Raw genomic sequence first — 25405 nt, 5'->3', positions numbered from 1 at the left:
CATGACCACCCGTATCGGCATCGACTTCGGCACCGCCAACACCGTCGTGGCGGGCTGGGACCACGAGGCGGGCCGCGGTGTGCCGATCCCGTTGCCCGGCGTCGATGTGCTGCGTGAGGCGGGGCCGGGGCCCACCCAGCGGGTGGTGCCGTCGCTGATCGCCTACTTCGACGACGGCGGTACGCGCCGGCTGGGCGCGCAGGTCACTCCGGAGCTGTACGAGACGGCGGGGGTCACCGTCTTCGCCTCCACGAAGATCAATGTCGCGGGGCATGTCTATGACGCGGCCCGTCCGGTCGGTGATCGCAAGGTCACCGGGCGGGAGGCGGCCACCCAGTTCCTCAGCGACATCATGGCGCTGGCCCTGCTCACCGTGGAGGACGACGACCTGGAGATCGTGGCCACCGCGCCCGTCGAGTCCTTCGACGGCTACCGCGACTGGCTGGTGCGGGAGGTACGCGAAGGGCTGCCGACCGCCCGGCTGCGGGTGGTCGACGAGGCGACAGCCGCCGCCGTGGGCTACAGCGCCCGGCTCAACCCCGGCGACGCCTTCGCCGTGTTCGACTTCGGCGCGGGCACCCTCGACATCTCGGTCGTACGGGTACAGGAACCCGACGCCGCGGGGTCCGGCGCCGGCGTACGCACCCTCGCCAAGAAGGGCCTGGACCTGGGCGGCAACCATATCGACGCGCTTCTCGCCGAACACGCCCTGGCCCAGCTGTCCCTGCCGCCGGGGGACCAGATCGGCCGCAACAAGGTGTTCCGCCGCCTCCTGGGCTCCGCCGAGCAGGCCAAGCGCACCCTGGCCGGCGCCGACCGGGCCACCATCACGGCCCGCGACGCCCGCACCGACATCGAGCACCAAGTCGCCGTCACCCGGGGCGAGTTCGAGGCGCTGCTGCGGGACAAGGGCGTACTGCGCCGGGTGAACCAGGCGCTGCGCTCCTGCCTGGACGCGGCCTCGGCGCGCGGTTTCGGCGTCGACGACATCCGGCAGGTGTTCCTGGTGGGCGGCAGCTGCCTCATCCCCGCCGTGCAGGACGTGGTGCAGCTGCACTTCGACCCCGAAGTCGTACGCCTCGACCGGCCGTTGGAGGCGGTGGCGGCGGGCGCGGCCGGTATCGCGGGCGGCAGCGAACTGTACGACCACATCCAGCACGACTACGCCATCCGGCACGTCAACCGGGACACCGGTGCCTACGAGTTCGAGGCCCTGGTGGAGGCGGGCACCGCCTATCCCACCGAGGACCCGGTGAAGACCCTCACGGTCAAGGCGGTGCACGAGGGCCAGCGCCGACTGGGCCTCGCCGTCTACGAACTCGCCCACGCCACCTACCGCGACGCCGGCGCCGACCTGGAGATCACCTTCGACGCGGGCGGCGGCGCCCGCACCGTGGCGGTCACCCCGCAGCAACGCCAGCAGCGCTCCATGCTCTGGCTCAACGAGGACAGCCCCACGTTCCTGGAGGCCGACCCTCCGGCCACCGCGGGCGAAGACCGCTTCCGCCTCGAGTTCCGCATCGACACGCACAAGAGGCTGACGGTGACGGCGTACGACTTGCGACGCCACGCGGTGGTCCTGAACCGGCAGCCGGTGATCCGGCTGGCTTGACGGGACCAGGACGCTGCCTTCCTACCCTTGGTAGGATCTGAACCATGAGCGGTAGCAAGAAGTACTCCATCAGCCTTCCCGAAGACCTCGCGGAAACCGTACGGACCCATGTCGGCCCCGGCGGCTTCTCCGCCTACGTAGCCGAGGCGCTGGAGCAGCGTGTGGCCATGGACAAGCTTCGTGAGATCGTCGCGGACTTCGAGACCGACAATGATCCGTTGTCGCGGGCAGAGATCGAGGCGGCCCGCACCCTGCTGCGCCACGATCAGCGTGACTCGGGCGGTGCCGCCGCCTGATGCCCGGCACGCTCCTGCTGGACAGCGAGGGCCTGTCCAAGCTCTACCTCAAGGACCGCACTGTCCTGGCCCTCGTCCAGGCATCCTCGGAAGAGGGCATCCGGGTGGCCACCACCGCCATGACCACCCTCGAGGCGGACTGCGAACGCATCCACCCCGCCCGCATCCGGTGGGTGCTCTCCCGAATCGACGTCCATGACGTCACCAAGGACGTCACCGACCAAGCCGCGGCACTGTTGCGCGGCCACGGTCTCAGCGGCCACAAGTACGCCATCGACGCAGTCCTCGCCGCGATCGCCCGCTCCGCACCAGGACCGGTCACCGTCCTCACCTCCGACCCCGAGGACATCACCCTGCTCTGCGGACCGGCCATCGAGGTCATCAAGGTCTGACATCCCGCCAGTACGGAGCGCGTCAAGGGCGCTGCACGGGAAGGCGGGCCGGGAACCCAGGTTGGGCTCGAACTCGTCCTCGGCCCCGGCATCGAACCGCATCAGCATGCCCCCCACGTTCCGCAGCGCTCCTTGCCACGCCACGCCACGTTTTCGCGACAACGCGGAGTCCCCGTCAGCAAACTGACGGGGACTCATGGAGAGTGATGCCTGATCGAAATCAGTCGAACGATCGAGCTCTCAATCGCCGAATTCATCCGATACGCGCCCCGGGGTCAGCGCCCCGATGTAATGCGCGGGAAGATGGTCCTCCAGCGAGTACACGACGGGAAGCGCCCGCAGGATCTGAGATTTCCGTGCGGCCAGCGTCGTCGCGCCCAGCGCGAAGCCGAGGAAGCTCGACATCTGTGACGTGTAGGTGTTCGTCTCGCGCCACGCCCCGGTCTGCGGCTGGTACGAGGACCCCAGGTATCTCAACCAGCCGGCCACGCTCTGCTGAAGGTGCGAGATCCGGTACCGGTACTCGCGCCCGAAGTGTTCGTACGGCCCTGCCGTCACCGGCGGGAAATGCGGGATGACGTCGTCGCCGTGCACGTACCGGATGATCTTTCTGCTGAATTCCGCGTCGTTCTCGCAGGCTCGGGCGAAAGTCGGGTCGCCGATCATCGGCTGACCGAACGTGTAGACCCCCTTGAGGAGTTCGGCGACAGCCGCGTACTTCTTCTCGTGCCGCAGCATCACGGCCATCATCGAGGCCATGGCGCCTCCGAGACTGTGCCCGGTGATGTACAGCGCCTCGAGTTTCCCCGGCATCTCGTCGGATTCGCCCTCCACCGGTTTACGCACCGATCGCCCCGCCACCGCGCGCCGCAACGCCTCCATGACCTCGTGGCGCGTGGCCCGGACATTCCGGTAGAAGCCGGCGTGCACGCTGGCGCAGGGATCCTCGAACTGGTAGTTGATCCGCTCCGGTTCGACATCGACGTCGGTCAGTCCATTGGCCAGATTTGTCGGTTCGGTGCCTCTGTAGCAGAGGATGACCACCTTCCCGTCGCCGCTCTGGATCACAAACGCCCTGGAACAGATGAACATGGCGTCGACGGTTGCCGAGATCAGGCGGCAGTGGTTCTTGTCGAGCCCCATCCTCGCCATGATCATCGAGACGGTTTCCGCCCCTGAATAGGCGTATCCGGAACAGACGGCCATGACATGGGCCGCTACCGGATCGGGATGCTGCTCGATGCCCGTCAGATTCGCCAGATGCGTAGACAGGCCTTTGTGGACCGGGAATCCGTCAGTCTCCCAGTACGCGGCGCTCGCGTCTTCGCCGGCCTCCGCGAGCTGAGCGGACAGCGCCCCGTCCGGCTGATTGAACGGCCGGAGCTGCCGGTACGACGGAGCCTGGGTGTCGACGGTCCACAGCCCGCCGGTTTCCAGCACAGATCGCATCGTCCGCACGTCATGCCCATCAGGGGAATGCATGTCGGTCGCTGTCGCTGTCTGGGGGTTCTGCGTCAAGGAGCCCACCTCCGGGGCAGGGGGAATTCGGAGAATTCCCATGCATTCCGTGCGGGCACGGTTCCGAATCCCGGATGCGCAGGCAATCACCCATTTGGCCTCATACAGTCGCCTACGTCCTCATGTTGCACGCCGCCGTCCCTGCACTGAAGCTCGATGCCGTGCGCCAAAAAGCGCCCGATAGCACTTGCTGCTAACACCTGATCCAAGGACGTGGCGGAACTCGTCCCGCACACAGAAGACACGGCGGAGCCATGACGAAGGGAGGCTGGGACGAATGCGCCAGAGTCATGACGCGCTCGTGGTCGGCACCGGTTTCGGCGTCGCGGTATCCGCCTGCCGACTGACTTAGGCGGGCCTGCGGGTCGGAGTTCTGGAGCGCGGGCGGCGCCATCCGCTCGGGGGTTTCCCACGAGACTGGGACAACCCGTTGAACAGCTGGCTGTGGGAAAGGACCTGGGCCTTTTCGACGTACGGCCCTTCAGCGAGATGACCGTGGTCCAGGGCGCGGCCTACGGCGGCGGCGGGAGTGCTCCGGCTGACCGTGCCGGATTTGCTGAGGGAACTCACCACGTTCCGGGTGGAGGGTTCCTCCCCTGCCGCCCGCGCCGCGGGGCTGGGCACGTTGGGCCTGCTGTTCCTCGAGAGGTTGTGGGACGTGAACGCCAGGCCGGTTCTCCACCCTGGCCCTTTTTGACGCTTCTGCCTCAGGCGAACGCCGCGACCGGTCGGCGGGAGCGGAAGTCGGCCCTTGAACAGGCGGGCGGACCCAAGGCGCTGGTCTCCTCGGCGTTGCCCGTCCTGGGCCGCACGCTGCTCGCACAAGCGCCTGAAGGCCGTCGGGCTGCTGCCGGCCGCCGGACGCGCCGTACGGCCGTACACGCGCATGACGGCCGTACGTCACTCGCGATCAACTCGCGATCAGGTGCGGGCGAGCCTCTGGCGTAGGGAGTGTTGCGAAAGTCCCCTCACCCACCCCGGGTTGACACCCACTACAAGCCCGCGTCAGCGTCCGGTCGCACCGTCGATCAGTTCGCGGAGGATGTCCGCGTGGCCGGCGTGACGGCCGGTCTCCTCGATCATGTGGGTGAGCGCCCAACGGACGCTGGGAGCGGGGCTGTTCGGCCGGGGGCGGGGTACCGGTGCGGCGAGGTCGGTGCAGCCGTCGAGTACGTCGTTCGCCTGCGCGACCACCTCCCGGTAGCGGGCGACGACGTCGGCGACGCTGTCCGCGGGTGCGGCGTGGAAGGTCGCCGGCCAGTCGGTGACCCGGTCCCCGAGGAACGTCGCCCGCTCGACGAAGGTGAGGTGGTTCAGCAGGCCGAGCAGGTTCGTACCGGACGGCACTGCGGCAGTGCGGGCTTCCGGTTCGGGGGCGCCCTCGACCTTCGCGGCGATCGAGCGGCGAAGGTAGTCGAGGAAGCCGCGCAGCACCTCGGTCTCGCTGCTTCCGGTCCGGGGCGGCGGGGTGTCGCCGCGGCGTGTGCGGCGAGGGGTGGTGGACATGGTGACTCCTCGCGGAAGCCGCGCCGCTTCAGGCGGTGCGGCGGATGATCAAGACGTGGTCGGTGACCTCGGCGGTACGCCCTCCTGGTCCGGTCGCGATCCGGCGGGGCGCGTCGGCCCGCTCGACCGTCCACGTCGCCGGGTCCAGACCGATGTCCGCGGCGACCTCCTGCGGGGTCGGGTACCGGATGTCGGGATCCTGGTTCCACGACCACGGAGCGGTCGATCCATGGTCGACGACCAGCAGCCGTCCGCCCGGACGCAGCGCGTGCGCGGCCGCGCGCAGGACGCTCGCCCTGTCCAGGTCGAAGGGGGTGTGCAGGTAGTGGGCGCAGACGAGGTCGAATGCACCGTCCGGAAAGGACTCACGCAAGTCATGCCGCTCGGCGACGATCCGGTCGCCCAGGCCACGGGAGTCGGCAAGGCCGGTGAGCCGCTCGATGGCCAGGGCCGAGACGTCAACGGCGGTGACGTGCCACCCCCGGCCGGCAAGCCACAGCGCGTCGCCGCCCTCCCCGCATCCGAGGTCCAGCACATCGCCGGGCGGCAAACCCGTGACGGTCTCGGTGAGCCGTACGTTCGGCCGCGGATCGGCGGCCGTCGACCGGGCCGCGTAGACGCCGTCCCAGAACGTGACCGCGTTGGTGCTGCTCATGAGGGGCTCCTTTGTCTGGGAAAGCGTCGTCCGGCTACGGGGTACGCGTCTGACGGCCCGGGACGCGTTCGGCTACCCGGGGTGCCCCGGACGCGTCCGGCTGTCGGAGAACGCTCTGAGTCTTGCCCGGCTCCCAGCGATGCGGCACGCCATATTGCCGTTCTGGCAACATGCGCCGCGCGGCGCAGAGCGTACGAGACTGAGCCTGCTCAATCCGGGATCGGGACCTCAATCCGGGGTCGGGACCTCGATCGGGATCGGCTCGCCATGGTGCATGAGCTGGCAGGACCCTTGTGCACCGCCTGGTGAGCGCGGTCAGGGGAGGCCCCCCGATGCCCCTCGCCGACATTCGGGGCGTGGTCGCGGCGGGCGCGCAACGTCTCGGGACGGTCGGGCCCCAGGACCCGTACGTAGTCAAGGACCATCTCCGCCAGCAGACGTGCCGCCTCCGCGCGTTCCCCCGCCTCTCCGAGGTAGTAGACATGGTCGTTGCGGGCCATCGGCGTCTCGGGACGGTCGGACCCCAGGACCCGTACGTAGTCAGGGACGACCTCGGCCAGCAGGCGGGCAGCCTCCCTACGTTGCCCCGCCTCTCCCACATTCCGGGCGTGATCTTCCGCGTCGCCGAGGGGGGCGACGGAGTTACACACACGCAGAGATCGAGCGCTTCCGGGCCCGTCCGAGCCACTGGCTGACGTCTGGCGGGGCGCTGCCCGTCCGGGCAGTGGAAGACGCGGTGCTGAGATCATGTGGCCATGGACCAGCGAGAACGCTTTCGCATACTTGCGGCAGAACGCCGTTTTCCGGCCGATGAAGTCGAGCACTGGCTGGCAGCCGTGCGCCTCTACGCCAATCTGTCACCCGGCCTCTTAAATCCACCGGCGAATCACCCCCAACCATCCGCGATTCCCTGGCCGGGAAATCTGGCAGGCCGCATAGGCGGCCTGCCGAGACTCCCTGCCGAGGTCCCCTGGCCGACGGTCAAACTCGAGGAAGGCTTTGAAGGCTGGCCAATCCCATACGTCGGTTCGGTCGACTGCGCCGGCCTGCCGCCGGGAACCGACGTGACCTTCCCCGCCGACGGCACACTGCTCTTCTTCGCCGAGGAAGACTTTCAGGATCCGACGGGCAGCGTGATCTACGTACCGGCGGGAGTAGAGACCACCGAGGTGTCACCGCCTGACACAGAGGAGGTGGCGATCCAGCCTGAGCAGGACCTGTACGCCTCCCTGATGTGCCACTGGCCCTCGTGGCTTACCTGGACAGACACCGAGGTCCCCTACCTGCGGCCCGCGGTCGCGGAACTCCGCGACCACGTGCCACGGCCGGACGACCTGCTCGCCCTGGCACACGAGATCTGGCCGGACGACCGGACGCTGGAACGGGGCATTGCCATGGGTGTGCGCAACGACCCGCCCCAAGAATTCCCGGAGTACACAATCGCCGAAGAAGAACTAGCCGCAGAAAATAACTGTGCATCAGTCCAGGAATTCTTCGACACAGTCGCAGAAGCAGAAGATCTTGTATCGAAACGCGGATGGCAACTCGTCCTCAAACAGGACTGGGTGACCCTGGCCACCTTTGAGATCCCGGAGCACGAGTCGTTCTTCGCGCGTTTCGTCATCCACCGGGACGACCTCGCGGCTCTGAACTTCGACAGAGTCCGGTACTTCCAGGAGCATTGACAATCTGCGACTCAAAGCCGCCCCGGTCACACGGCACCGCGGCCCGCTCACGCAGACCCGATCGAAGCAAGCCACCGAACCGCTCCGCTCACGCATCTCTCACGCAAGCCATCCCGCGGCACCCTGACCATGTGACACGTCACGCTCCCAGCAACACAAAAGGCCAGGTCACGGGCTATGTGACCTGGCCTTTACCGGAGCCGCCTTCGGGATTCGAACCCGAGACCTACGCATTACGAGGTCTTTCAAGGTGGTAGATCCACCAGCACAAATGAGCTAACAGGCCGGTTGACCAGCGGAAACACATCCCTCGTTGTCTCTCGCTATCCCGGCCCATCTCGCAGCCATGTGTACGGCATGTGTACTGCGGAGCAGCGCGGCGCACCTGGTGATCTGACCACCGAACCGCGCTTGGAGCCGGACTCCACACGAAGGAATCACCGTGAAGCTCCGCACCGAGAACCGCACCCGCCAGGTACCGCACACCATCGACGGCGTCACCCACGATGTCCCCGAGCACTACGCCGTCGCCCTCCCTGTCCTGCCCCGCGACTGGGACCGGGTTGCCCTGCGGGCCGCCGCAAGTCTGGTCCTCGCCCTCACCCTGATCTCAGTCATCTGGTCCACCTACAGCATCGGCGTCCTACTAGGGCGTGGGATCGGGTTCGCCGCCGCAGTGGTCTTCGACCTGGCCTGGATGGTCAACATCCTTCTGGAGTGGCTGAGTCGCTTCGATCCGGCCAAGCGTGGCTTCTCCAAGCGCCTCGGCTGGGCGCTGCTCGCTGCGACGATGGGCGCCATCCTTTGGCACGGTCTGTCCCTGGGCAGCCCGGCCCTGGGTGTCGTCGGAGCCGCGGTGAGCCTGTTCGCGAAGACTCTGTGGTTCGGGGTCATGCGCTTCATCGACCGGGATCTGTCGGAGGCCGATGCCGCGTGGGTACAGCAGGAGATGTCCCGTGCGAACGCCGCTCTCGCCGTCGCGGATGTCCGCCGCCAGGTTGCGCGTGCGGAGGACCGGGCTGCCGCGGAACTCGTCGCCGCCGAGCAGATCCGCACCCGATTCTCCAACTCGCCACACAGGGTGTTTGCGTCTCCGGCGAACACGGCTGCCGAACAGCCGAACATCGTTAGCGAACAGGATGGGAACGAGGAACCCAAGCGGCCAACCAACGCACCCCTGAACAGCGCGAACACCCGCGAACACTCCGAAACACCCCCGAGCATCGCCCACCTCGCTCGCGAACAACTGCACTCCGGTGTCAGCAACCCCGTGGCTGTCGCGAACATCCTCCAGGTTCGCACCGACGCCAATCCGGACTCCGTCGGCGCCACTGTCCGACGTGAGCGCTCCAAGGCAGCCGGATATCTCTGACCGTCGAGTGGTCGCGCAGCTGCTCGTGTCGGCGCGGCCGCTGTGCAGATCGGCTCCTGGGATGTTAGGGGGTTGGGGAGCGCAGCAGTTCTTCCGGGGACTGCTCTGTGAGTGTGCTGAACCACTGCATGACGAGGTCCGCCCGGACTGCCAGGGCGGCGCTGTCCGCCGATGTACCGAGCGTTTCGACGATGCGGTCCAGGAAGGTCTTCGGGGCACTACCCCTTCCTGCCGCGATGAAGGTCTCCACTTCCCGCGGTGACGGCGGTCCGAAAGTACCCGGGTAGGCGCCGGGCAGTCGGACCTGCTTCGGAAAGCGGCGTGCCCAGGCTTCGGCCAGTGGGCCGAAGCGGGCCGCCAGGTACTGCCGGTGCTTATCCGGCACAGGGAAGAGCAGCCCGTACGGGAGCGGCGGCCCCTCGTAGTAGTCTCCGTACACTTCGCGCACTTGCTTCAGTTCCTCCTGCCGCTGCTGCAAAAGCCCGCGGGTCGATAGGAGTTCTGCCCAGATTCTGGCGGCGGACAGGATCTGGTAGACGTCAAGCATGGCGCCGTAGTCGATTGGGATGGGTGGGCCGATGTCCTCCAGGATGTCGGCAGCCCGCTCGGCGGTCAGCTGTTTGTCCCGGGCGATCAGGGCCTCGTAGAGCTGTTCCTGGAAATGCGACTCCTCGATCAGCGCGCGTGCGTGCTTCTCCACCTGGGCGCGGAACGTGACTCCATAGGGGATCCCCGACTCGGGCGGCCCCGAGGACCTGTCCGGCTGCTGGTGGCGGACGTTGATGTAGGCCGACACGTACTCCGGCAGATCTGGCAGCCGTATGCCACGCAGAGCCAGGGCGGTTCGGCGCAGGCTCGCCTTAGCGTCCGTGATCTTCTCGAGTTCCTTCTGCCCGGCCTGGCAGTGTTCGATGGCGCGCTGGGCACGTTGCTGACGCCCGTGGCCGCCGCGGCTTGCGGCTTCGATCCTCTTCTGCGCCTTCCTGGAGCGGGATTCGACGATGCGGCGCGCCTCGAGAAGCCCTGGAAGGTTGGCGTCCTTGTCGCCGGCGACAAGGCGGCCGTAGGCACGGGCCTGCAGGCGGAGCTTGCGTTCCAGTGCGTTGGCCAGCATCTTGCGAGCGACACCCAGGAGGATGGCCACCAGTGGCCCCTCAAGCGACCACATCACGATGAGCAAGAAGGTGTCGACCAAGGGGTTGGCCTCGGGTGGTGTTTCGAGGGCTCTCAGCCGCTGGTCCTGCACCTCTTCCGCCCCCAGTTGGACTCCGGAGCGGATCGTTTCCCACATGGCGCGATCAGCTTGGAAAGCGAGCCGGACATCGGCCACGAGGTGGTCGCGCTCGTGCGGCAGCAGGGGGAGCTTCTTCGGGGGCAGCTGATCGCCCGGTGGCGGGGAGTCACTCATGACCGACCGTGTCGTCGGCCACTGTGGGCGCGCCGCCCGCATCGCACAAGCGTGCCCGTGAATCTGCCGGCCGGTCCAGGCGCGGATGCGGATTGACCTTCGGCAGCGTCGGATCCGAGTCGAGCCAGATCAACGTGGTAGGCAGCCGCACTTCCCAGGACTCGTGCGGTTCGCCCTCATCGGGAGCCTGGTTGAGGGCCCTGATCTCATCGGCGATGGACACATACGCGTCCTGGTCAGGGGCGGGTGCGCAGCCGCCTCCCCATGGGCGCCCGAACCACAGCCAGTGGTTGACCGCGTTGTCGTAGCCGGGCCGGGCCGCGACCACCACGCGGGCTGAGCCAGCGCGCAGAAAGCGGGTGAATTCCGGGTCAGCCCCTTGCAGCGGCTGCAGGTCGGCCCACTGGCTGCTCTCAGCCCAGTAGTAGGGGTAGAGGACGTACGTCATCTTGTCCCACTCGAAGATCTGTTCAAGGAACTGGATCTCGGGCGCCGCCGCGAGCGCCGCATCCAGATCGGTGACCGGGACCGTCCCGGCCACTGGCCGGGTGACCGCGGCCTTGCCGGTGAAGTTGGCCCCGTACAGCATCTCGATGACCTGGCGCTTGAGTTCTTCACGAATCACGTCACGGTTGCGTGCAGGTGAGGCGCCGGGGATCACGATGCCCGATCGGGCCTGGATCGCCCGGACATCGTTCTCGTAGCGGGCCTGCCAGTCGCGGTGGGCGTTTAGGAGCGTCGTGTACGTGTCCATGCGCCACCGCTCCGTAGCGGCCCGGGTGAGTGTGCACTTGAGTGCCACGGAGACCGAGCCCTTGTACGCGCCTCCGAAGGTGATTCCGACCGCCACTTCACGTTCCGGACGGCTGGGCAGCTCGACCTCGCCGGACGTAGTGGAGAGCCAGGCGTCGAAGTATTGAGGGAGGGGGGCATCCTGGACCGGCATGACGGTGGCGTTGTTGGCGAACCCGTTGTCGAGGGAGACGGTTGTGCCGCCGACCGTGGCTTCCGCACGGATACTGTGATAACCGTCCCGATAGGTCCAGCCATCGTTCTGCACGATGTTCCAGCCTTCGGGGTGGTCCTGCCAGTCGGCGTGGATCGGGGGTCCCGCGGCAGCCACACGGACCGCGGTAGCGACGTACCCGTCGGGCACAACGAGCGTGATCGTGTTACTGCTTGAGGGAGGCGTGCCCAGCGTCAGCACCGAAACGGCAGCGCTCTCCGGCTCGGTGAGAGCGATGGGCAGGGACCCGGACACCCACACTGCGGCCTCGGGAGGAGGATCGACATCGGCCTGCCAGCGGGCCGCGTGGCGGCCGTAGTCGTCGACGCCGAACGAAGACACCGTGAAGAGGTTGCTTTCGTCGGCTTTTAGGGGCTGACGATCGGTAGTGAACGGTGGCGGCGGCGGAGTGGTGGGTTGTGGCTGCTTTTCATGCTCGGCGAACCACCGGATGAGGGCGGCTGGTTCGGGCACCTGGAACTCGAGCAGATAGCGGTTCGGGTACCTGAAGAGCTGCATCCGCTGAATCTTGTCGACCCATCGGTACACCCCCACGACGTGACCTTGAGGATCCTTGCTGTTGTTGATCTCGTGGAGATTGGTTTCCTCGATACGGGTCAACGTGCGCTGAATGCGTTCGGTGCGCACCCTTTCCTCCGTGCGCCGTACAGCCCGCTCGATGCTTTCGTGGGCGGTCTCGGTCGCGTGGCGGTTAGCTTCTTGCACCGACCAGTCCAGACTGCCCGCGACGTGTGTCTGCAGCTGCGTCGCCCCATACTGGCCACTGGTGTCGACCTGCGCGTCGACGTGGACAGCCAGTGAACTGTTCCGGGCCGCTTCCTCGGTGAGCTGGAACCGGTCGGTCGTCTGCGTGTCAAGCTCGGTGGACTTGCGGGTCTCGGTCTCCGTGGTCTCTGTCGTCTCGGTCTCATCGATGCGTTTGTGTGTACGTTTGCGGCGCTCGCCCTCCAGCACGTTCTCGATGTGCGCGATTTCTCCTGGCTGGTAGCAGGACCATTCGTCCTGTACGACCCACAGGTCGCCGAAGCCTGCCCGCTGGGCCAGCTGAGCGCGACGCCGAGCCGATGACGACTCCACGTCGATGATGGGAAAGGGAGGATTCGGGACGACCACAAAGCGGTGCTGTAGGAGGTTCCGGACAGCCTCAGCGGACTGCGGCCGCAAGGTGCGGTCAGTGAGAGCCTCGACCAGGCTGGCGATCAACAGGAGCCGCTGCAGTTTGCCGGCGCTCTGCGATGACACTTCACCGTCATCCAGGTTCGAGGCGAGCACCGCACAGAAGCTACGACGCAGACAGTTCCACGCGCTGTGCCATCGTTCGTTGGTGACCAGTGCCGCGACGGTCCGCTCGGCGTCATCGCCGCTGTCGCCGTCGCACCCGCCCGGAGCGTCACCGTCCACAATGTTCTGTGCCAGGCGAGCGATCACGTCAACGAGCCGATCTACCTCCGGGGCGTGTGCCCGCGTCACCAGCCACACGTCCAGACGCCGCAGTACATCGATCACTACGGTGAACGGGCGCAGCTTCTCGGACCACGGTTCGTGCGGCGTACCAAGCTGCTCGGGATCGGCGTAATACGAGCCGTCTGCGCGCCAGCCGTTGGCGGCGTCAATCACCGCCTGCCCCGGGTACCGACCCGGATCAGGTGGTTCCACCCCTTCCCTGGCAAACAGCTCGACCGGGTCGACAGGCGCCTCGAACAGGACGAGCCGGTCCACGCGACCGGGACTACGGCGCTGAGCCCCTCGGGCAACCTGAAACCTTAAAGTTTCACTCATGCACGCACGGGGCGCCACAGCGCGACGGCTGCGGGCCCCCTCCCTCCCCTGCAGGTGCGGCGCTGCGTCAGCCTTAACGGTGCTGTGTTGAAGGATGCACGCGGGCTAGGGCCAACTGAAGAGTTCTGACCGGCTGTCCGAGACAGCTACGCCGGTATGGGGACCGAAAGCGCACCGTCGGACTGATATCTCACGGAGACGCGGTTAGAACCAACTGAGTTGTAATCGCGCTTCCAAGATGACTACGGCTGGAGGAGGATGCGGGCCCTAAGAGGGGTCCAGCCAAGGTGAGCCCAAAAGCCGCCACGGGATGATCTTGAAGGTCTGAATCCCTGCTGCTTCCTTTACCACCATGGAACGGCTCGTGTCCCGAATTCGGGCGTTCTGATCTTTCCTGGTTAGGGCCTGGAGGAAGAGTCCAGCCCGGCCGAGGTCGCCGAACGGCTAGGCGGGAAGGTCTCGCCGGCGTTCCTGCTGCTGGTCGAGGGGCTGATGCTGCAGTCAAACGGCCTGGGCTCGCTGCTGTCGGCGGTGGACGGGCTCGACGGGTTCGAGGCCCAGTACGCGCAGATCGAGAAAGGTCTCCGCCCATCACGGCGACAACTGGGAGGTGCTGCTGCACGGGCACCTTAAAGTTGAACCGTTTGTAGAGCTGGTCCTGACCGGCTGCACTGACGGTGTATTGGTTCCTGACCTAACAGCCTGTTACCTTCCTTTTAGCTGGCGATAGTTCGCCGGGAACGCCCAAGGCGCCGCCGCGTGAATCCTGTTCACGCGGCGACGAGAACCGCACGGCCCTGCCGTGGCTGCCGAACCCTGGGACCGAGCCCGAGCGCGCTCCGGCCAACCGGCCCGCTCCTCGGGACCGCGAGGTTGGGAACGTCCGGGGCACCGTTGCCTGTGCGTTGATCGCACGCCCTCACCGGCGTGCTAGACCCGCACGCCCCGACCGGCGGAAGACAACGGTGAACCAGACCCTCATGACCGACTCCACGATCAACGACGCCATCTCCGACGACGCCGAACTGCGCCTCCGCGCCGAGCAGATCAAACCTCTCTCGTGGGCACAGCACAAGGCCCTGCGCGAGGCCCTGATCAGTGCTGGTCTCCCCCCGGTGTCGGCCTCCACCATCCCGCTGACCATCGCGAATCCCCAGCACATGCTGGACCAGCTCAAGCGGCGCCGCCCCGAGCTGCTGGCCCCCGGCGTGATTGCCCACTCGGTCAACACCGACATCCTGGTGGCGGGCCTCATGCGAGCCCCGGAGAACCTGCGCATGGAAGAGCAGCGCTGGTCCGGCAGATTCGAGATGCCCCGCTACACCACGTACACCGAGAACGACACCGCCGCGTGCATGCTCGACCTGACCGATCCGCACCTGGGACTGGACAAGGAGAAAGGCACCGCGTTCTTCTTCGACCAGCTCAGGTTGATCGACACTGAGATCGAGCTGAAGAACAAGTACGGCGCGGACATCTGCGCGCACGGCATCCGCATCGGCGGCACCCTGTTCCCCTTCCTCCTGCGCTTCCCTGGCCGCGTCCCGATCGGCGGCCTAGAGACCGGCGACTGCTACGGCCGCGCCTACTTCATCCAGGAGAAGGAGGGCATGACCGCCTCCAAGGTCCTCGCCGCCCTGGAGAAGGTGCCCACCAAGGCCATCGAGTTGCGCGAGCACCCCCTCCAGAAGCACCGCGCCAACCTCCTCGCCATCGCCGGAAAGATCACCGCCCCCCAGCCCAGGCCGATCACCGAACGCGAACGCCTCATGCTCGTCCGCGCGGTCATGCCCTCCACCAGGATCGTCCTCAAGGTGAGGGACATCTCCCTCGCCGAGGCCAGGCGCCGCATCGTCTCCCAGCACCACATCGAGCAGCCCACCCCCTTCAGCTCCGACTCCGCCTGGCAGATCCGCGCTGGGGCCGTACTCGACCGCCTCCAGGCCAAAGGTCACCTGAAGACCCACCCCGGCACCAGTGCCGCCGAGACCCGCCGCTGGTTCGACAACCCCACGGAGATCCCCACCCACATCGCGTACCGCGACGACATCGCCGCCCTCGTCGCCGCAACCCTCCTGCTGGACACGGACACCACCGGCGACCGGCACATCACCGCCGCGCTGCGCACCCGCGGCGTGGTCGGCCGCGACCGCACCCGCGCCCGCAACTTCCTCACCGCCGCCGTCATCGCCCGCGCCGTCCCCGGGCAGGCCGGCCGCCAGTCCGCCCTGGAGCGCGCCCTGAACGCCAAGGGCCTGCGCAGCATGGAAGTCGACACCAGGCCCATCGAAGAGATCCTCGCCGACGCCCGCGCCGAGCTCGCCGCAGCCAGGCTCCAACGCGCAAGGGGCAACACGGACATCCCGCCGATGGGACCCGCCACCCAGCAGATCTCGCTGCGCGGCGCGTTCTACCTCACCTGCGGCACCGGCGACACCGTCCTGCTGGAGCGCAGCGCACTCAACGCCAAGAAGGGCGAAGCCCAAGAGCCCGGCCAGCTGCTGGCCTTCCTCGCCGCCACCCGCCAGGGCCTGGAGCAGCTCGCCCAAGCCATCTTCGACGGGCGCCGCGGCTACCCGGTGCGCCGCTTGGAGAAGAACCAGAGTGCCGCCGACCTGACCACGCCCCCGACGGACGACAAGATGATGACCGCTCCGAACCTGCGGACGCTCGCGCTCGCCTCCGACGACTCGGTCAAGGACCAGTCCGCATCCGCGATGCTCGCCGAGGACGGCGACGAGCTGCGCCGCAGGGTGGCTGACGTCACCACTCTCCTGGGAACCATGGAGGGGCGCAGCGACGACGACAAGACTCCCACTATCGTCCAGCAGCGCGGCTGGAAGGATCCGCGCGGCACGATCGCGCCCGATCTGGAGAACGCGGCCAGGCTTGTGCGTAAGTGGGAGATGCTCCACGAGATCATCGGACAGAGCTCCAGCGGCAACCTCCAGTACGGCGAAGGCGACACCGGGGCGGACCTGTGAGCAGCCTGATCGCCCGCCAGCCTGTCGAACTCACCTCCGACATCGCCGACCACCTGGATGCGCTGATGCGCCTCGATGTCGCCACTGGCGGCATCGTGCGCGGCGTCGCCAACCCGCTCATCGTGCCGACCACCGAGGTGACCCGCAATGGCCACTGGTCGAACGTCCGTACCGGCATCTACCTACCCTGCACCGCCGCACGGACAGTTCGGTACGTCGGCAGCGTCCACCGTACGGCCCCTGCCATCGCCGCTCGGCTGCGCGAGCACTTCACGGAGCACCCCGAGCGGGAAGCCACCTGGACGCACATGGCGCTGATCACCCTGCCGACCACGATCACCCTCGCAGCACTGCGCCGTTGCGAGGGCCGCGCAGGCCGTGCCCTCGACCCGCTGGACAACACCAGGCTGCCAGCCGTCCCCGGACGACCGGCGTGGATCCCGCGCCCCGGGTGCGGCCTGACCTCGTAAACATCGGTGCCTCCGTCCTCCTGGACGGAGGCACCGAGTAGGAACGGGCCAGGAAACCGGTGTCGATTCCGTGAGAGAGCGAGCCTACGGAGCTACGGTTGACGGCTCAGCTTTCCTCGTCGCGATGGTCCAGCCGACCCGCCATCGACGCCGCCACGGCGTACGCCGGGTGCCCGTCCAAGCGGCGCCGGGCCCGGTTGTATCGCTGGGTCGTACGTGGATCCTTGTGGCCAGCCGCGTCCTGGACAAGGTGCAGCGGCACGCCCTGGTCGAGAGCATCCGTGATGAACCCGTGTCGCAGCACGTGCGGGTGGATCGTGTCGGCCTGCGGCAGGCCAGCGCGCTTGGCTAGGCGGCGCAGCATCTTCCACACCTCAGGCTCGCGCAATCGGGCCCCGGTACGGGTGATGAACAGCGGCCCCTCCGTCCGCCCCGTCAGGTAGCCGTCCAGGGCGTCGACCGTGATGGGCGGCAGCGGCAACTTCGCTGTAGCCCCGCCCTTTTTCGTGATGGTCAGCGTGCGGTGCCCGCGGTCGTAGCCAAGCGACGAGACGTCGGCAGACAGCGCGCCGTCCACCCGTAGGCCGAGGGTGTAGAGGAGCAGCACCAGGGCGTACGCGCGCGGCGAGAGCTCTCGTGCAGCGGCGATCAGGCTCGCCGTCTCCTTCTCCGTCAGGCCCTCGGTTGCCGAGTGATCCGGGTCGACGGTCGGCCGATCGACGTCGGCGAAGGGGTTGCGATCGGTGGTCTCGACGCTGATCGCATACCGGTAGAAGGAGCTGGCGGTGGAGAGGGCATGTGCCACGGAGGTCGACGGCACACCGGATGCTTCCAGGCTGCGCATGTAGGCGTCGGCGTGCGGTCGGCGCGCGGCCATTGGGTGAGTGTCGAGGGAGCGACAGAACGCGGCCCAGTTTCGGAAGCTGCGGGCGTAGGCGCGACGGGTGTGGGCGGAGCGCTTGGACATCAGCCACATGGAGACCAGTCGGGGCAGGTCGTCCGAGTAGTGGATCTCCAGGCCGGTGCGGGCTTCTTCGGCCTCCGGGGGTTCGACCGTTTGTACGGTCATCAGAGCTGTAATTGCGGTGCCGGGTACGTCTGCTGACGGATCGTCCACGAGGGAAGGATAAACAGTAATTATCCTTCCCTTGCCGCCCGGGCTGTCCTGGGATCGGTTCGCAGATGACTTCTCTGTCAAGTTCAGCGTGTTGAGTTGAGTGCGACCGACGCCTGTGGCGACCACGAGCGCGGGGCCACCGCTGTTGTCAGCGACGGCCCCGGCGTACTCTGAGATGGGTAACTTCATTGGTGGTTGACAAGCCACTGCGCCAGGCTCAGGTTCACGGCGGCAACCGTGATCAGGGCACACAGGCGATAGGTCCGGGGCCAGCTTCTCATCGCGTCCCGGACCGTCTGCCCCATCTCCTTCCAGAGGTTCATCCTCGTAGTCACCTCCCTCCAAGGTCTGTCGTACTGCAATGGAAAGGGCCTGCCCCGATCGGCGGCTACAGTTCTGGACGGGCGTGGAGGCACTCGGACAGTCGTGGACACCAGCGTCACACCGAGTTCGCGCTCGAACACCCGATGCCTGGGAGGGAAGCTGTGGCCAACGGGGGCGAGATGGCTGTGCGGCAATTCTCCGCGGAACTAAGGGAACTGCGGGTAAGCGCAGGCTCGCCTTCCTTCCGTAGTTTGGAACGCCTCGCGGAGCCGCGCGGAGCCTTGCCGCGCAGTACAGCAGCTGAGGCGGTGGCTGGCAGGAGGCTGCCCTCGCTGCCTTCGACAATGGCATTTGTGTCTGCCTGCGTTGCATACGCGGCCGAAAATTCGATTTCGTTAGCCCCTGAGGCACAGGACTTTGGCCGGTGGCAGCAACGCTGGATCAGGGCGAAACGTGCGGTGGACAAGCTTCGATCAGGTACCACAGCTGGCGGCCACGACGACTCGGAGCCTGCTGAGGAACCAAGTGGCGGGTTTCGGGAACAGGACGGCCCTCCACCGGCCAGTAGCCAAGGACCCTCTCCCTCTTTCGCTCCTCTGAGCCCCCCATGGGGGAGACCGCGGCTCCCTGACCGCTCACGCTCCTGGGCCATCGTGATGGGCACAGGGCACTACGAGAGTGCTCAGCTGCCACAGTTGCCAGCTGTACAGGAGAACGTGGAGGCGGTGGCGGATACGCTCACATCTCCCGGACTGGGTGGCTTCGATAAAGATCGATGCACGGTGCTGCTTGACGCACCAGACCTCACCAGCGTCGGCAGCGCCCTGGTGGACGCAACGAGATCGGTTCACGATGTCCTGCTCTTTTACTACTCCGGTCATTCCCTGCTGGATGACGACGGAGACCTGTACCTGACGCTTTCCAGGTCCGAATATACGAGTCCGTATTTCACGGCGGTGTCATTCACCAGGCTTGCGAAGGAGTTGGCGAACGCGTGGGCAGAGCACACCGTGATCATTTTGGACTGCAATTTTGCTGGCCGTGCTCTGCAAACTGGCGCAATCGGCGACAACACGTTTGTGCTGTGCGCAACAAGCCCTACTCAGTATGCCCTGGCCCCTACCGGTGAGCGGTTTACGGCGTTCACGGGCGACCTTCTGTATGCCCTTCGCGGTGGCTTGGCGCCTCATGAGCTGGATGAGGCTCTCCCTCTGGATTGGATCTATACACACGTGGCTCGCCAAGATGAGAACAAGGGGCGTTCCATGCCTCAACGGCTCAGTACGGGAGACACTGGACAGCTGGCACTCACACGCGTGGTGCCTCCAGAACCGACCGGCACCTGAGAAGTACCAGCTTAGAAGCCATCTCATTTGGCGAGCCTGCGGCAGCAGATGAGGGTGCAGGCGATGGCCGTGAAGGCGAGGAAGTGGTCGGCTTTGCGTTCGTAGCGGCGGTGCAGGCGGCGGCAGCCGGCGAGCCAGGCCATCGTGCGCTCGATCTTCCAGCGGTGACGGCCCAGTCGTTGCGAGGTCTCGATGCCCTTGCGTGCGATGCGGTGGGTGATGCCGCGCTTGCGTAACCATCGGCGCAGGTGGGCGTAGTCGTGACCCTTGTCGGCGTGGAGCTTGGCGGGCTTGCGCCGACGGGGACCACGGCGGGAGCGGATCGGCGGGATCCCCCACACGAGCGGCTGAAGGGCCTGGCTGTCGTGCAGGTTGGCGCCCGAGATGCCGACGGAGAGGGGCAGTCCGGACCGCTCGGTGATCAGATGGATCTTCGAGCCATTCTTGCCCCGATCCACAGGATTCGGACCCGTCAGGTCCCCCCTTTCAAGGCCCGCATGTTCACCGAGTCGATCGCACACCGCGACCAGTCCAGCTCTCCCCGTGCGCCGAGTTCATCCGGCACCAGACGCTCCACGATGTCCACGACCACAGACTATCGAACACGCCAAATGAGATGTCTTCTAAACCGGCTCATCGCAATCGAGGGTGTAGCGGCGAGACGCCGGTCTCTCGGTATCGTCAGGAGTCGGTGGACTCGACCGACTCCTCTTTCGCCAACCCGTTCCGCAGTTTCTTCGCAGCAGGTTTCACCTTGTTGTTCCAGAAGGGCTTGACACGAGGAGCGATGAGAAGAGCACCTACTATGGCTCCGCCGATTGCCAACTCTTTCCAACTGGGCTGAGGGTCGTCGTCATCGCCACTGCCGCTGTAGTCCACGACAGGCTCGTACCCGAAAGCGTCCTCCTCTTCAGTGGGAGAGTTTCCTGCGTCGAAGCCTCCGGGGTTGGCTTCCATGTCAGTCTTGAGCGCCGCTGCCGTCTCATCGCTCCAGGTGCGAGTTTCCCAGCTTGGGTTGTACTGTGCGGAACCGCCCGTGCCGCGCGAGTGGTACTTCTCCTCCGCGTACTGCTGCCCCTTCTCGGTGAGCCCATACGCGCCGGGGTTTCCGTACAGGTAGCCGTGGTCCTTAAGGAGCTCATTCATTTCGCGAGCCGTTCGGCCAAACTCCCGGCCCAGCACCCGTGCTGATTTTCCCATGGATCGGCGCCCCCTCTTCCCCTCAGCAGTAACCTGCGCGAGGCGTGCATCGTATCCGCGCAACATGCGGCGGCGTAAGCCTGAGTGATGAACCTGTAGACCCCGGCGGGATGCCGCCTGGACGCCACCGAGCCGGCCGATTTCTCTACCCTCGTACTCCGCGGCTTCCACGGCTTGGCCGGTGCCGGGTCCCTGCGGCTTGCCGGGCGTCGGCGGGGCGCCGCCCGACCGGCCAGGCGATCAGGCGTAGTTGCGAATCACGTCGCCGACGGGAAGCACCGGGATACCCCGGGAGTTGATCCCCGCCATCACCGACTGGAAGTTGGCCAAGCTGCACTGAGTCACGGCCGACTCGGAGTCGGACACGATCTCGTGGAAGGTCAGGATCAGCCAGGAGCCGGAAAGCTGGCACCGATCGAGCAGACCGCCGTTGCTGGTCAGCTTGGTGACGTTGGCCGGGTCCCCGGCGGAGATGTTCCCGGAGATGGACGACAGGGCCCGCATACGGCGAGGCATGGCGGCCGGGAACATCTCCGTCGTGTTCAGATAGTTGATCGATCGGCCGGAGTTGAAATACCGGCCCACCAACTGATCCACGGGGACGCCGTCTGTGGTCGGACCGAATTGCCCGCCGGGGTACGCGAAAGCGTCGGAGGTGAATTCGTTGGTGACGAGCCAGGACTTCAGGTTCCGCAGTTCGTTGTCGACCTGCTCCGCCGTCATATTGGTGTACCGGGTTCCGTGAGCCGCGTTGGTGTACGCGTGCCCGGCGACTTCCCAACCGGAAAAGTCCTGAACGGCTCGAAGGTTCGCCATGCTGAGCCGAGCCGGTGTATCGACGGAGTCGGCGATCGTGTACGTCGTTCCCCGGTAGCCGTAGCTGTCCATGACCGGCCGGGCCAGGTCATGAACGGACTGCCACGAATCGTCAAAGGTGATCGACACCACACCGTTCGGGAAAGTCGTGGTGGTGTCCTGAATGATTTCCACGGACTGAAGGTGTGCCGTCACCGTTCCGGCCGCGTCATCAATGACCTGGAACATCATGTCCGTGAAGCCCGTAGTAGTGGACGGCACACCATTCGCGGAGAGGGAGTACGTGCCGAACGCTGAATTCACGTCTGTCCATTGAAGGGTGACCGTCACCCATTCGTCCGCCTGAATGATGGAGCTGGAGGCAGTGACGTTCCATGCCTTCCACTTGAAGTAGCTGGCCAGGCTAGATATGCCGACGTAGAAGTTCAGACTGCTCACGTGCGTGATGGTGTCTAGCTTCAGCGTGAGCCGGATTGCCTTGCCGGTCAGGTCGAAGGACGGCTGACCGAATTTGGACAGGTTTCCATTCCCGCCCGTCCCGTTGCTGGTTATGGTCGCGCACTGAGTACCCCGTACGAACGTGGAAGTGTCGTTCAGGGCGGAGTTGCTGACATTGGTGACTGTCCAGCTGTGGCCGGTCTGGAAGTTCTGGAATGACGACGCCGTCCGCCAGGCCGCGCGCCTCGGTGTCGGCGCTGCTAATAACGGCTGAGTCGGTTGCGGAAGTATGTAGACCATTCTGGTGCTCCAAATTCAGCGGGATCGGTACTCCTATTATCCCGCTTTCGCACCCATTTACTTAGCCTTCTCATGTCCGAATTACAACGGCTAACACAACGAGCCGAGTGGTCAGTGGCTGACCGAGCGGAAGTCAGGTCGAGGGCCATGCGCTAAGCGTTCGACAGAAGCATCCGTGGGCGAATCTCTGTGTGTTCAGGACCGCTCGTTGCCGTCCGGCCCGACGAGGCGTGCCCCTACTGCCAGGACCATGAGCACTGCGGTGCAACCGCCTAGCAGCATGACCGCGGACGGAGAGGTGCGGTCCAGGATGACTCCCCCTACGAGTGCACCAATCGAGATCGTTGCCTGAAAAGAGGCGGTGAACAGGACCGATGCCGCTTCCGGGGCGTGCGGTGCCGCCCTGGAGAACCAGGTCTGCGACGCGACTGGTACGGCGCCATACGCGATGCCCCACACGATCAGCAGCATCACCGCGCCGGTCTCCCAGCGGCCCAACGCTGGAAGCAGGAGGGTCACCGCGGCGATCAGGGCGGCCGCGAGCCCGAAGACGGTCCGCGGATACCGGGCCACCCAGGCGCCGCCCAGGAAATTGCCGAGGATGCCAGCGGCACCATAGAGCAGCAAGAATGTAGTGATCAGACCACCGCTGGCGTGGGTGACCTGTTCCAAAAATGGTGTCACGTAGGTGTAGGTGCCGAAGTGAGCCAGCACAACAAGGAACGTCAGCTGGAGTGCGAAGCGAGTGTTGACGCTGCGGAGCATGCCGTTGAGCACGCCCAGCCGTGTGGCCTGGACCGGAGGAAGCGGCGGCACAAACAAGAGCAGCATGCCCAGTACGCCAACCGTCAGGGCTCCCATGACGGTGAAGGCCGTTCGCCACCCAGCGAGATCTCCGATGAGGGTGCCCGTCGGCACGCCGAGGACGGAGCCCAGCGGGACGGCAGAGAAGATCACAGCAGTCGCCCTGCCGACCGAGGCCGGCGGCACCAGTCGTTCAGCCAACCCGGCTCCGATCGACCAGAAGCCGCCAATCGTGATCCCGACCATGATCCGGGAGGTCAGTACGAGCCAGTAGTCGGGTGCCGCGGCGGCAAGGAAGTTCGCCAGTGCCAGCAAGAGCATGAAGACGCACAGCATCACTCGGCGGTCGAAGCGTGCCGTGGCCACAGTGACCAGCGGAGCGGCGATCGCCGCCAGGAAGCCCGGCATGGTCATCATCAGTCCAGCCATCCCGTCCGAGACGGTGAAACTGGATCCGATCGAGGTCAGCAGACCGATCGGCAGGATCTCGGTGGTAACGATGACGAAGATTCCCAGCATCACCGAGACCACGGCCAGCCACCCCATCAGCGGGGACCGAGGGGGTAAGAATTTGCCGTTGACTGAAGCGGTGGTGGTTGCCTGCATGGCGTTCCGTCCTGTGAAGGCAGCGCGTTTCGCGATGAGTCCAGCAGGTCTCATCGAGAGGTGGCTGGCAGATCCGCGACTGCACCCTTGCTCTTTACGCGTGATGTCGCATTCCGGCTAACAACAGTCAACGCAGTGAGGCGCCTTGGCCCTGGCTGTGGTGTCCGCAAGGCGGGCTGAGCATTCTGATCACGTGGGCGCCATCCACAAGGCGCCGGTCGGTGGATCGAGGCTTAGTCGGCGGACGTGCGGCTGTAGGAGTGATACGACTGGCCGCTCATCGCGGAGGACCCGAACGCCCAGCCCAGCGACCACGGTGTGCAAGTACGCCCCGGCGTCATCGAATACGGCCTCGGGCGACATGGAGCGGCCCCGGCCGGAGACTGTCCTCCAGCCGAGGCCACCGTGCCCCTCAAGCCTTGCGCGGGACGATAAAGCCCCTCACCGGCTTGGGACCCTGCGGGCTACGCGACTCCGGTTCCTGCGAGCGCTTCCACGCCGCCACCAGGTCCGCGTATCGCGGGTCAATCCATTCAGCCATACGGCGCACCTCCAGCGCTCAGGTTACGGGCGGCTGAGGGGTCGGCATTGGGCGGATCGTGCATTCCGGCGCATGCTGACACTTCGCCGCCACGGACACGAGCGTGTCGTCCGTCGGCGGTCCCCACAGTTCCTCGTCCGCTTCCCAGCCGAGTGCCGTGATCTTCTCGCGGGTACGGTCCAGGATCGGCGGGTCATAATTCGTAGGGTCGTACCCCGGGTAGTGGTGCACGAAGCTGCCGAGCGACTCGCACAACTCGGCGTACATTGCGGTGTGCAGGATCAGGGCGTGCCAGCCCTCGTCGACGATCCGCGACGGGGCGAGTCCAACGCCCGGGTTCTTCGCGCAGGCCGCGACGAACTTCAGACCTTCCTCGATGATCCGGCTGGCCATCTCCTCGGCCATGTCCGGGTTCGCGTCCATGACGGTCATGCGGCAGCTGACGAACCGCTCATCGGGGATGAGCATTCGGGCCATGACGGGGATCGGATCTGGGTCGGGCCCGGGGTTCGGAGGTACGCTCACGATCATCTCCTTCGCTTGTTGCGGTTGGGGATGGGCCCGCCCGGGCCGGAGGTTCTTCGCGGGATTCACCGGCTGGGCGGGAGCTCTTGAAGGTCAGGCACATCTCGGTGGCGGGCGGGCGTTCAGGTGCCGGGCTGTCCGGCACGGTGTGCGTGGATGCGGTCCAGCAGCAGGAGCGGACGCGGGTCCGGCTTCACCAGGTGCGCGTGCTCGTTGTGTGCCCATACCTCGTAGCCGGGGCCGGACATGCCCGGCTCGAACGCGACCGGCTTTCCCGGCGCCTCGTCCGTGATGAGTCCGTCGCAGTAGCGGCAGACGTGAAGGGCTGTCACGCGTGATCACCGCCCAGGTTCTGGTAGTGGTCGCACAGGGCGTTGACGACGCGGGAGAGACGTCGGGCATACGCGAGGCCCTCGCTCAGTGCGGGGCCCGGCCTCAGGTCGAGCTTCATGCGTGCCTCACCGACGCAGGCGAGTGCGCAGTAGCGGGGGATGTCGTCGTAGGGGAGTCGACCGGCCGCCTGCTCGACTTCCGGCACGAGCACGTTGATGTGCGTGCGCAACTGGAGGGTGAGGGTGTCCAGTTCCTCGAAGGCCGCAGGCTCGGCGTTCTCGGCGAGGACACGGCCCGCAGCGGCGCGCATCAGCTCAATGTCGGGCGGCGGCTGATCCTCAACTTGCTCCA

General features: G+C 66.2%; 22 protein-coding genes and 1 pseudogene. 9 read left to right on the top strand and 14 right to left on the bottom strand.

The genetic code is table 11. From position 1 onward, the window contains the following. Nucleotide 1 precedes the first annotated feature (1 nt). From ACQEVY_RS26460 to ACQEVY_RS26450, 3 genes are read left to right on the top strand one after another with little or no spacing between them, the layout of a single operon-like run. On the top strand, nt 2-1612 hold the full coding sequence (locus tag ACQEVY_RS26460) for an Hsp70 family protein (protein WP_432951931.1): 1611 nt from the start codon (nt 2-4) through the stop codon (nt 1610-1612). 44 nt (nt 1613-1656) lie between these two features. Continuing rightward, nucleotides 1657-1908 carry a hypothetical protein gene (locus tag ACQEVY_RS26455; RefSeq protein WP_432951930.1) on the top strand — a complete coding sequence of 84 codons (252 nt, stop codon included), beginning with the start codon at nt 1657-1659 and terminating at the stop codon, nt 1906-1908. After that, the gene (locus ACQEVY_RS26450; RefSeq protein WP_432951929.1) at nt 1908-2300 is read left to right on the top strand and encodes a DNA-binding protein; all 393 of its coding nucleotides are present in this window, start codon (nt 1908-1910) and stop codon (nt 2298-2300) included. Before ACQEVY_RS26455 ends, ACQEVY_RS26450 begins: the two co-directional genes overlap by 1 nt. Before the next feature lie 240 nt (nt 2301-2540). Here ACQEVY_RS26450 and ACQEVY_RS26445 read toward each other — a convergent pair whose 3' ends face one another. Continuing rightward, entirely contained in the window at nt 2541-3749 is a 1209-nt protein-coding gene (locus ACQEVY_RS26445; RefSeq protein WP_432951928.1) for a lipase family protein, read from the bottom strand. Between the two features lie 762 nt (nt 3750-4511). Here ACQEVY_RS26445 and ACQEVY_RS26440 point away from each other — a divergent pair. Beyond that, the gene (locus ACQEVY_RS26440; RefSeq protein ID WP_432951927.1) at nt 4512-4766 is read left to right on the top strand and encodes a hypothetical protein; all 255 of its coding nucleotides are present in this window, start codon (nt 4512-4514) and stop codon (nt 4764-4766) included. A gap of 57 nt (nt 4767-4823) precedes the next feature. Here the strand turns inward: ACQEVY_RS26440 and ACQEVY_RS26435 are convergent, their stop codons facing one another. From ACQEVY_RS26435 to ACQEVY_RS26425, 3 genes are all read right to left on the bottom strand, one after another. Beyond that, a complete protein-coding gene (locus ACQEVY_RS26435) occupies nt 4824-5324 on the bottom strand; it encodes a DinB family protein (protein WP_432951926.1) in 501 nt (166 codons plus the stop codon). 28 nt (nt 5325-5352) lie between these two features. Continuing rightward, complete coding sequence (locus tag ACQEVY_RS26430) at nt 5353-5979, bottom strand: SAM-dependent methyltransferase (RefSeq protein ID WP_432951925.1); 627 nt, start codon at nt 5977-5979, stop codon at nt 5353-5355. Between the two features lie 209 nt (nt 5980-6188). After that, a complete protein-coding gene (locus ACQEVY_RS26425) occupies nt 6189-6728 on the bottom strand; it encodes a tetratricopeptide repeat protein (protein ID WP_432951924.1) in 540 nt (179 codons plus the stop codon). A gap of 6 nt (nt 6729-6734) precedes the next feature. Here ACQEVY_RS26425 and ACQEVY_RS26420 point away from each other — a divergent pair, with 6 nt between their 5' ends. Both ACQEVY_RS26420 and ACQEVY_RS26415 read left to right on the top strand, forming a co-directional pair. After that, nucleotides 6735-7664: a DUF1963 domain-containing protein gene (locus ACQEVY_RS26420; protein ID WP_432951923.1), complete on the top strand. Its 930-nt coding sequence runs from the start codon at nt 6735-6737 to the stop codon at nt 7662-7664. A gap of 442 nt (nt 7665-8106) precedes the next feature. Further along, nucleotides 8107-9036 (top strand): hypothetical protein, encoded by a 930-nt coding sequence (locus tag ACQEVY_RS26415; protein ID WP_432951922.1) that lies wholly within the window; start codon nt 8107-8109, stop codon nt 9034-9036. A gap of 64 nt (nt 9037-9100) precedes the next feature. On the opposite strand, the gene ACQEVY_RS26410 is transcribed toward ACQEVY_RS26415, so the two are convergent. Continuing rightward, nucleotides 9101-10366 (bottom strand): hypothetical protein, encoded by a 1266-nt coding sequence (locus ACQEVY_RS26410; protein ID WP_432951921.1) that lies wholly within the window; start codon nt 10364-10366, stop codon nt 9101-9103. 70 nt (nt 10367-10436) lie between these two features. Next, nucleotides 10437-13190, bottom strand: a complete 2754-nt coding sequence (locus ACQEVY_RS26405; RefSeq protein WP_432951920.1) for a hypothetical protein — start codon at nt 13188-13190, stop codon at nt 10437-10439. A gap of 1025 nt (nt 13191-14215) precedes the next feature. Between ACQEVY_RS26405 and ACQEVY_RS26400 the strand changes: the two genes are divergently transcribed. Next, nucleotides 14216-16234, top strand: a complete 2019-nt coding sequence (locus ACQEVY_RS26400) for a hypothetical protein (RefSeq protein ID WP_432951919.1) — start codon at nt 14216-14218, stop codon at nt 16232-16234. After that, the gene (locus ACQEVY_RS26395) at nt 16231-16704 is read left to right on the top strand and encodes a hypothetical protein (RefSeq protein WP_432951918.1); all 474 of its coding nucleotides are present in this window, start codon (nt 16231-16233) and stop codon (nt 16702-16704) included. The genes ACQEVY_RS26400 and ACQEVY_RS26395 overlap by 4 nt, the downstream gene beginning before the upstream one ends. A 106-nt stretch (nt 16705-16810) precedes the next feature. Here the strand turns inward: ACQEVY_RS26395 and ACQEVY_RS26390 are convergent, their stop codons facing one another. Beyond that, complete coding sequence (locus ACQEVY_RS26390; protein WP_432951917.1) at nt 16811-17821, bottom strand: tyrosine-type recombinase/integrase; 1011 nt, start codon at nt 17819-17821, stop codon at nt 16811-16813. Between the two features lie 467 nt (nt 17822-18288). Between ACQEVY_RS26390 and ACQEVY_RS26385 the strand changes: the two genes are divergently transcribed. After that, on the top strand, nt 18289-19491 hold the full coding sequence (locus tag ACQEVY_RS26385; RefSeq protein WP_432951916.1) for a caspase family protein: 1203 nt from the start codon (nt 18289-18291) through the stop codon (nt 19489-19491). A 23-nt stretch (nt 19492-19514) separates the two neighbouring features. On the opposite strand, the pseudogene ACQEVY_RS26380 reads toward ACQEVY_RS26385, so the two are convergent. The 7 genes and pseudogenes from ACQEVY_RS26380 to ACQEVY_RS26350 all read right to left on the bottom strand — a co-directional run. After that, nucleotides 19515-20068 (bottom strand): annotated as a pseudogene (locus ACQEVY_RS26380) (IS5 family transposase); the annotation flags it as partial. A gap of 104 nt (nt 20069-20172) precedes the next feature. Then, nucleotides 20173-20637, bottom strand: coding sequence for a hypothetical protein (locus ACQEVY_RS26375; RefSeq protein ID WP_432951915.1), 465 nt, complete (start codon nt 20635-20637; stop codon nt 20173-20175). Nucleotides 20638-20931: 294 nt separating this feature from the next. Then, the gene (locus ACQEVY_RS26370) at nt 20932-21945 is read right to left on the bottom strand and encodes a polysaccharide deacetylase family protein (protein ID WP_432951914.1); all 1014 of its coding nucleotides are present in this window, start codon (nt 21943-21945) and stop codon (nt 20932-20934) included. 495 nt (nt 21946-22440) lie between these two features. Next, nucleotides 22441-23655, bottom strand: coding sequence for an MFS transporter (locus ACQEVY_RS26365; protein ID WP_432951913.1), 1215 nt, complete (start codon nt 23653-23655; stop codon nt 22441-22443). Nucleotides 23656-24214: 559 nt separating this feature from the next. After that, nucleotides 24215-24673: a glycine-rich domain-containing protein gene (locus tag ACQEVY_RS26360; protein WP_432955400.1), complete on the bottom strand. Its 459-nt coding sequence runs from the start codon at nt 24671-24673 to the stop codon at nt 24215-24217. Nucleotides 24674-24843: 170 nt separating this feature from the next. After that, nucleotides 24844-25053 (bottom strand): hypothetical protein, encoded by a 210-nt coding sequence (locus tag ACQEVY_RS26355; RefSeq protein WP_432951912.1) that lies wholly within the window; start codon nt 25051-25053, stop codon nt 24844-24846. Then, a complete protein-coding gene (locus ACQEVY_RS26350; protein ID WP_432951911.1) occupies nt 25050-25364 on the bottom strand; it encodes a DUF6415 family natural product biosynthesis protein in 315 nt (104 codons plus the stop codon). The genes ACQEVY_RS26355 and ACQEVY_RS26350 overlap by 4 nt, the downstream gene beginning before the upstream one ends. Nucleotides 25365-25405: the final 41 nt, after the last annotated feature.

It is taken from the genome of Streptomyces sp. CA-288835, assembly GCF_050936385.1.
In the GTDB taxonomy this organism is placed as follows: domain Bacteria; phylum Actinomycetota; class Actinomycetes; order Streptomycetales; family Streptomycetaceae; genus Streptomyces.
This window is presented reverse-complemented; position numbering and strand designations above follow the sequence as displayed.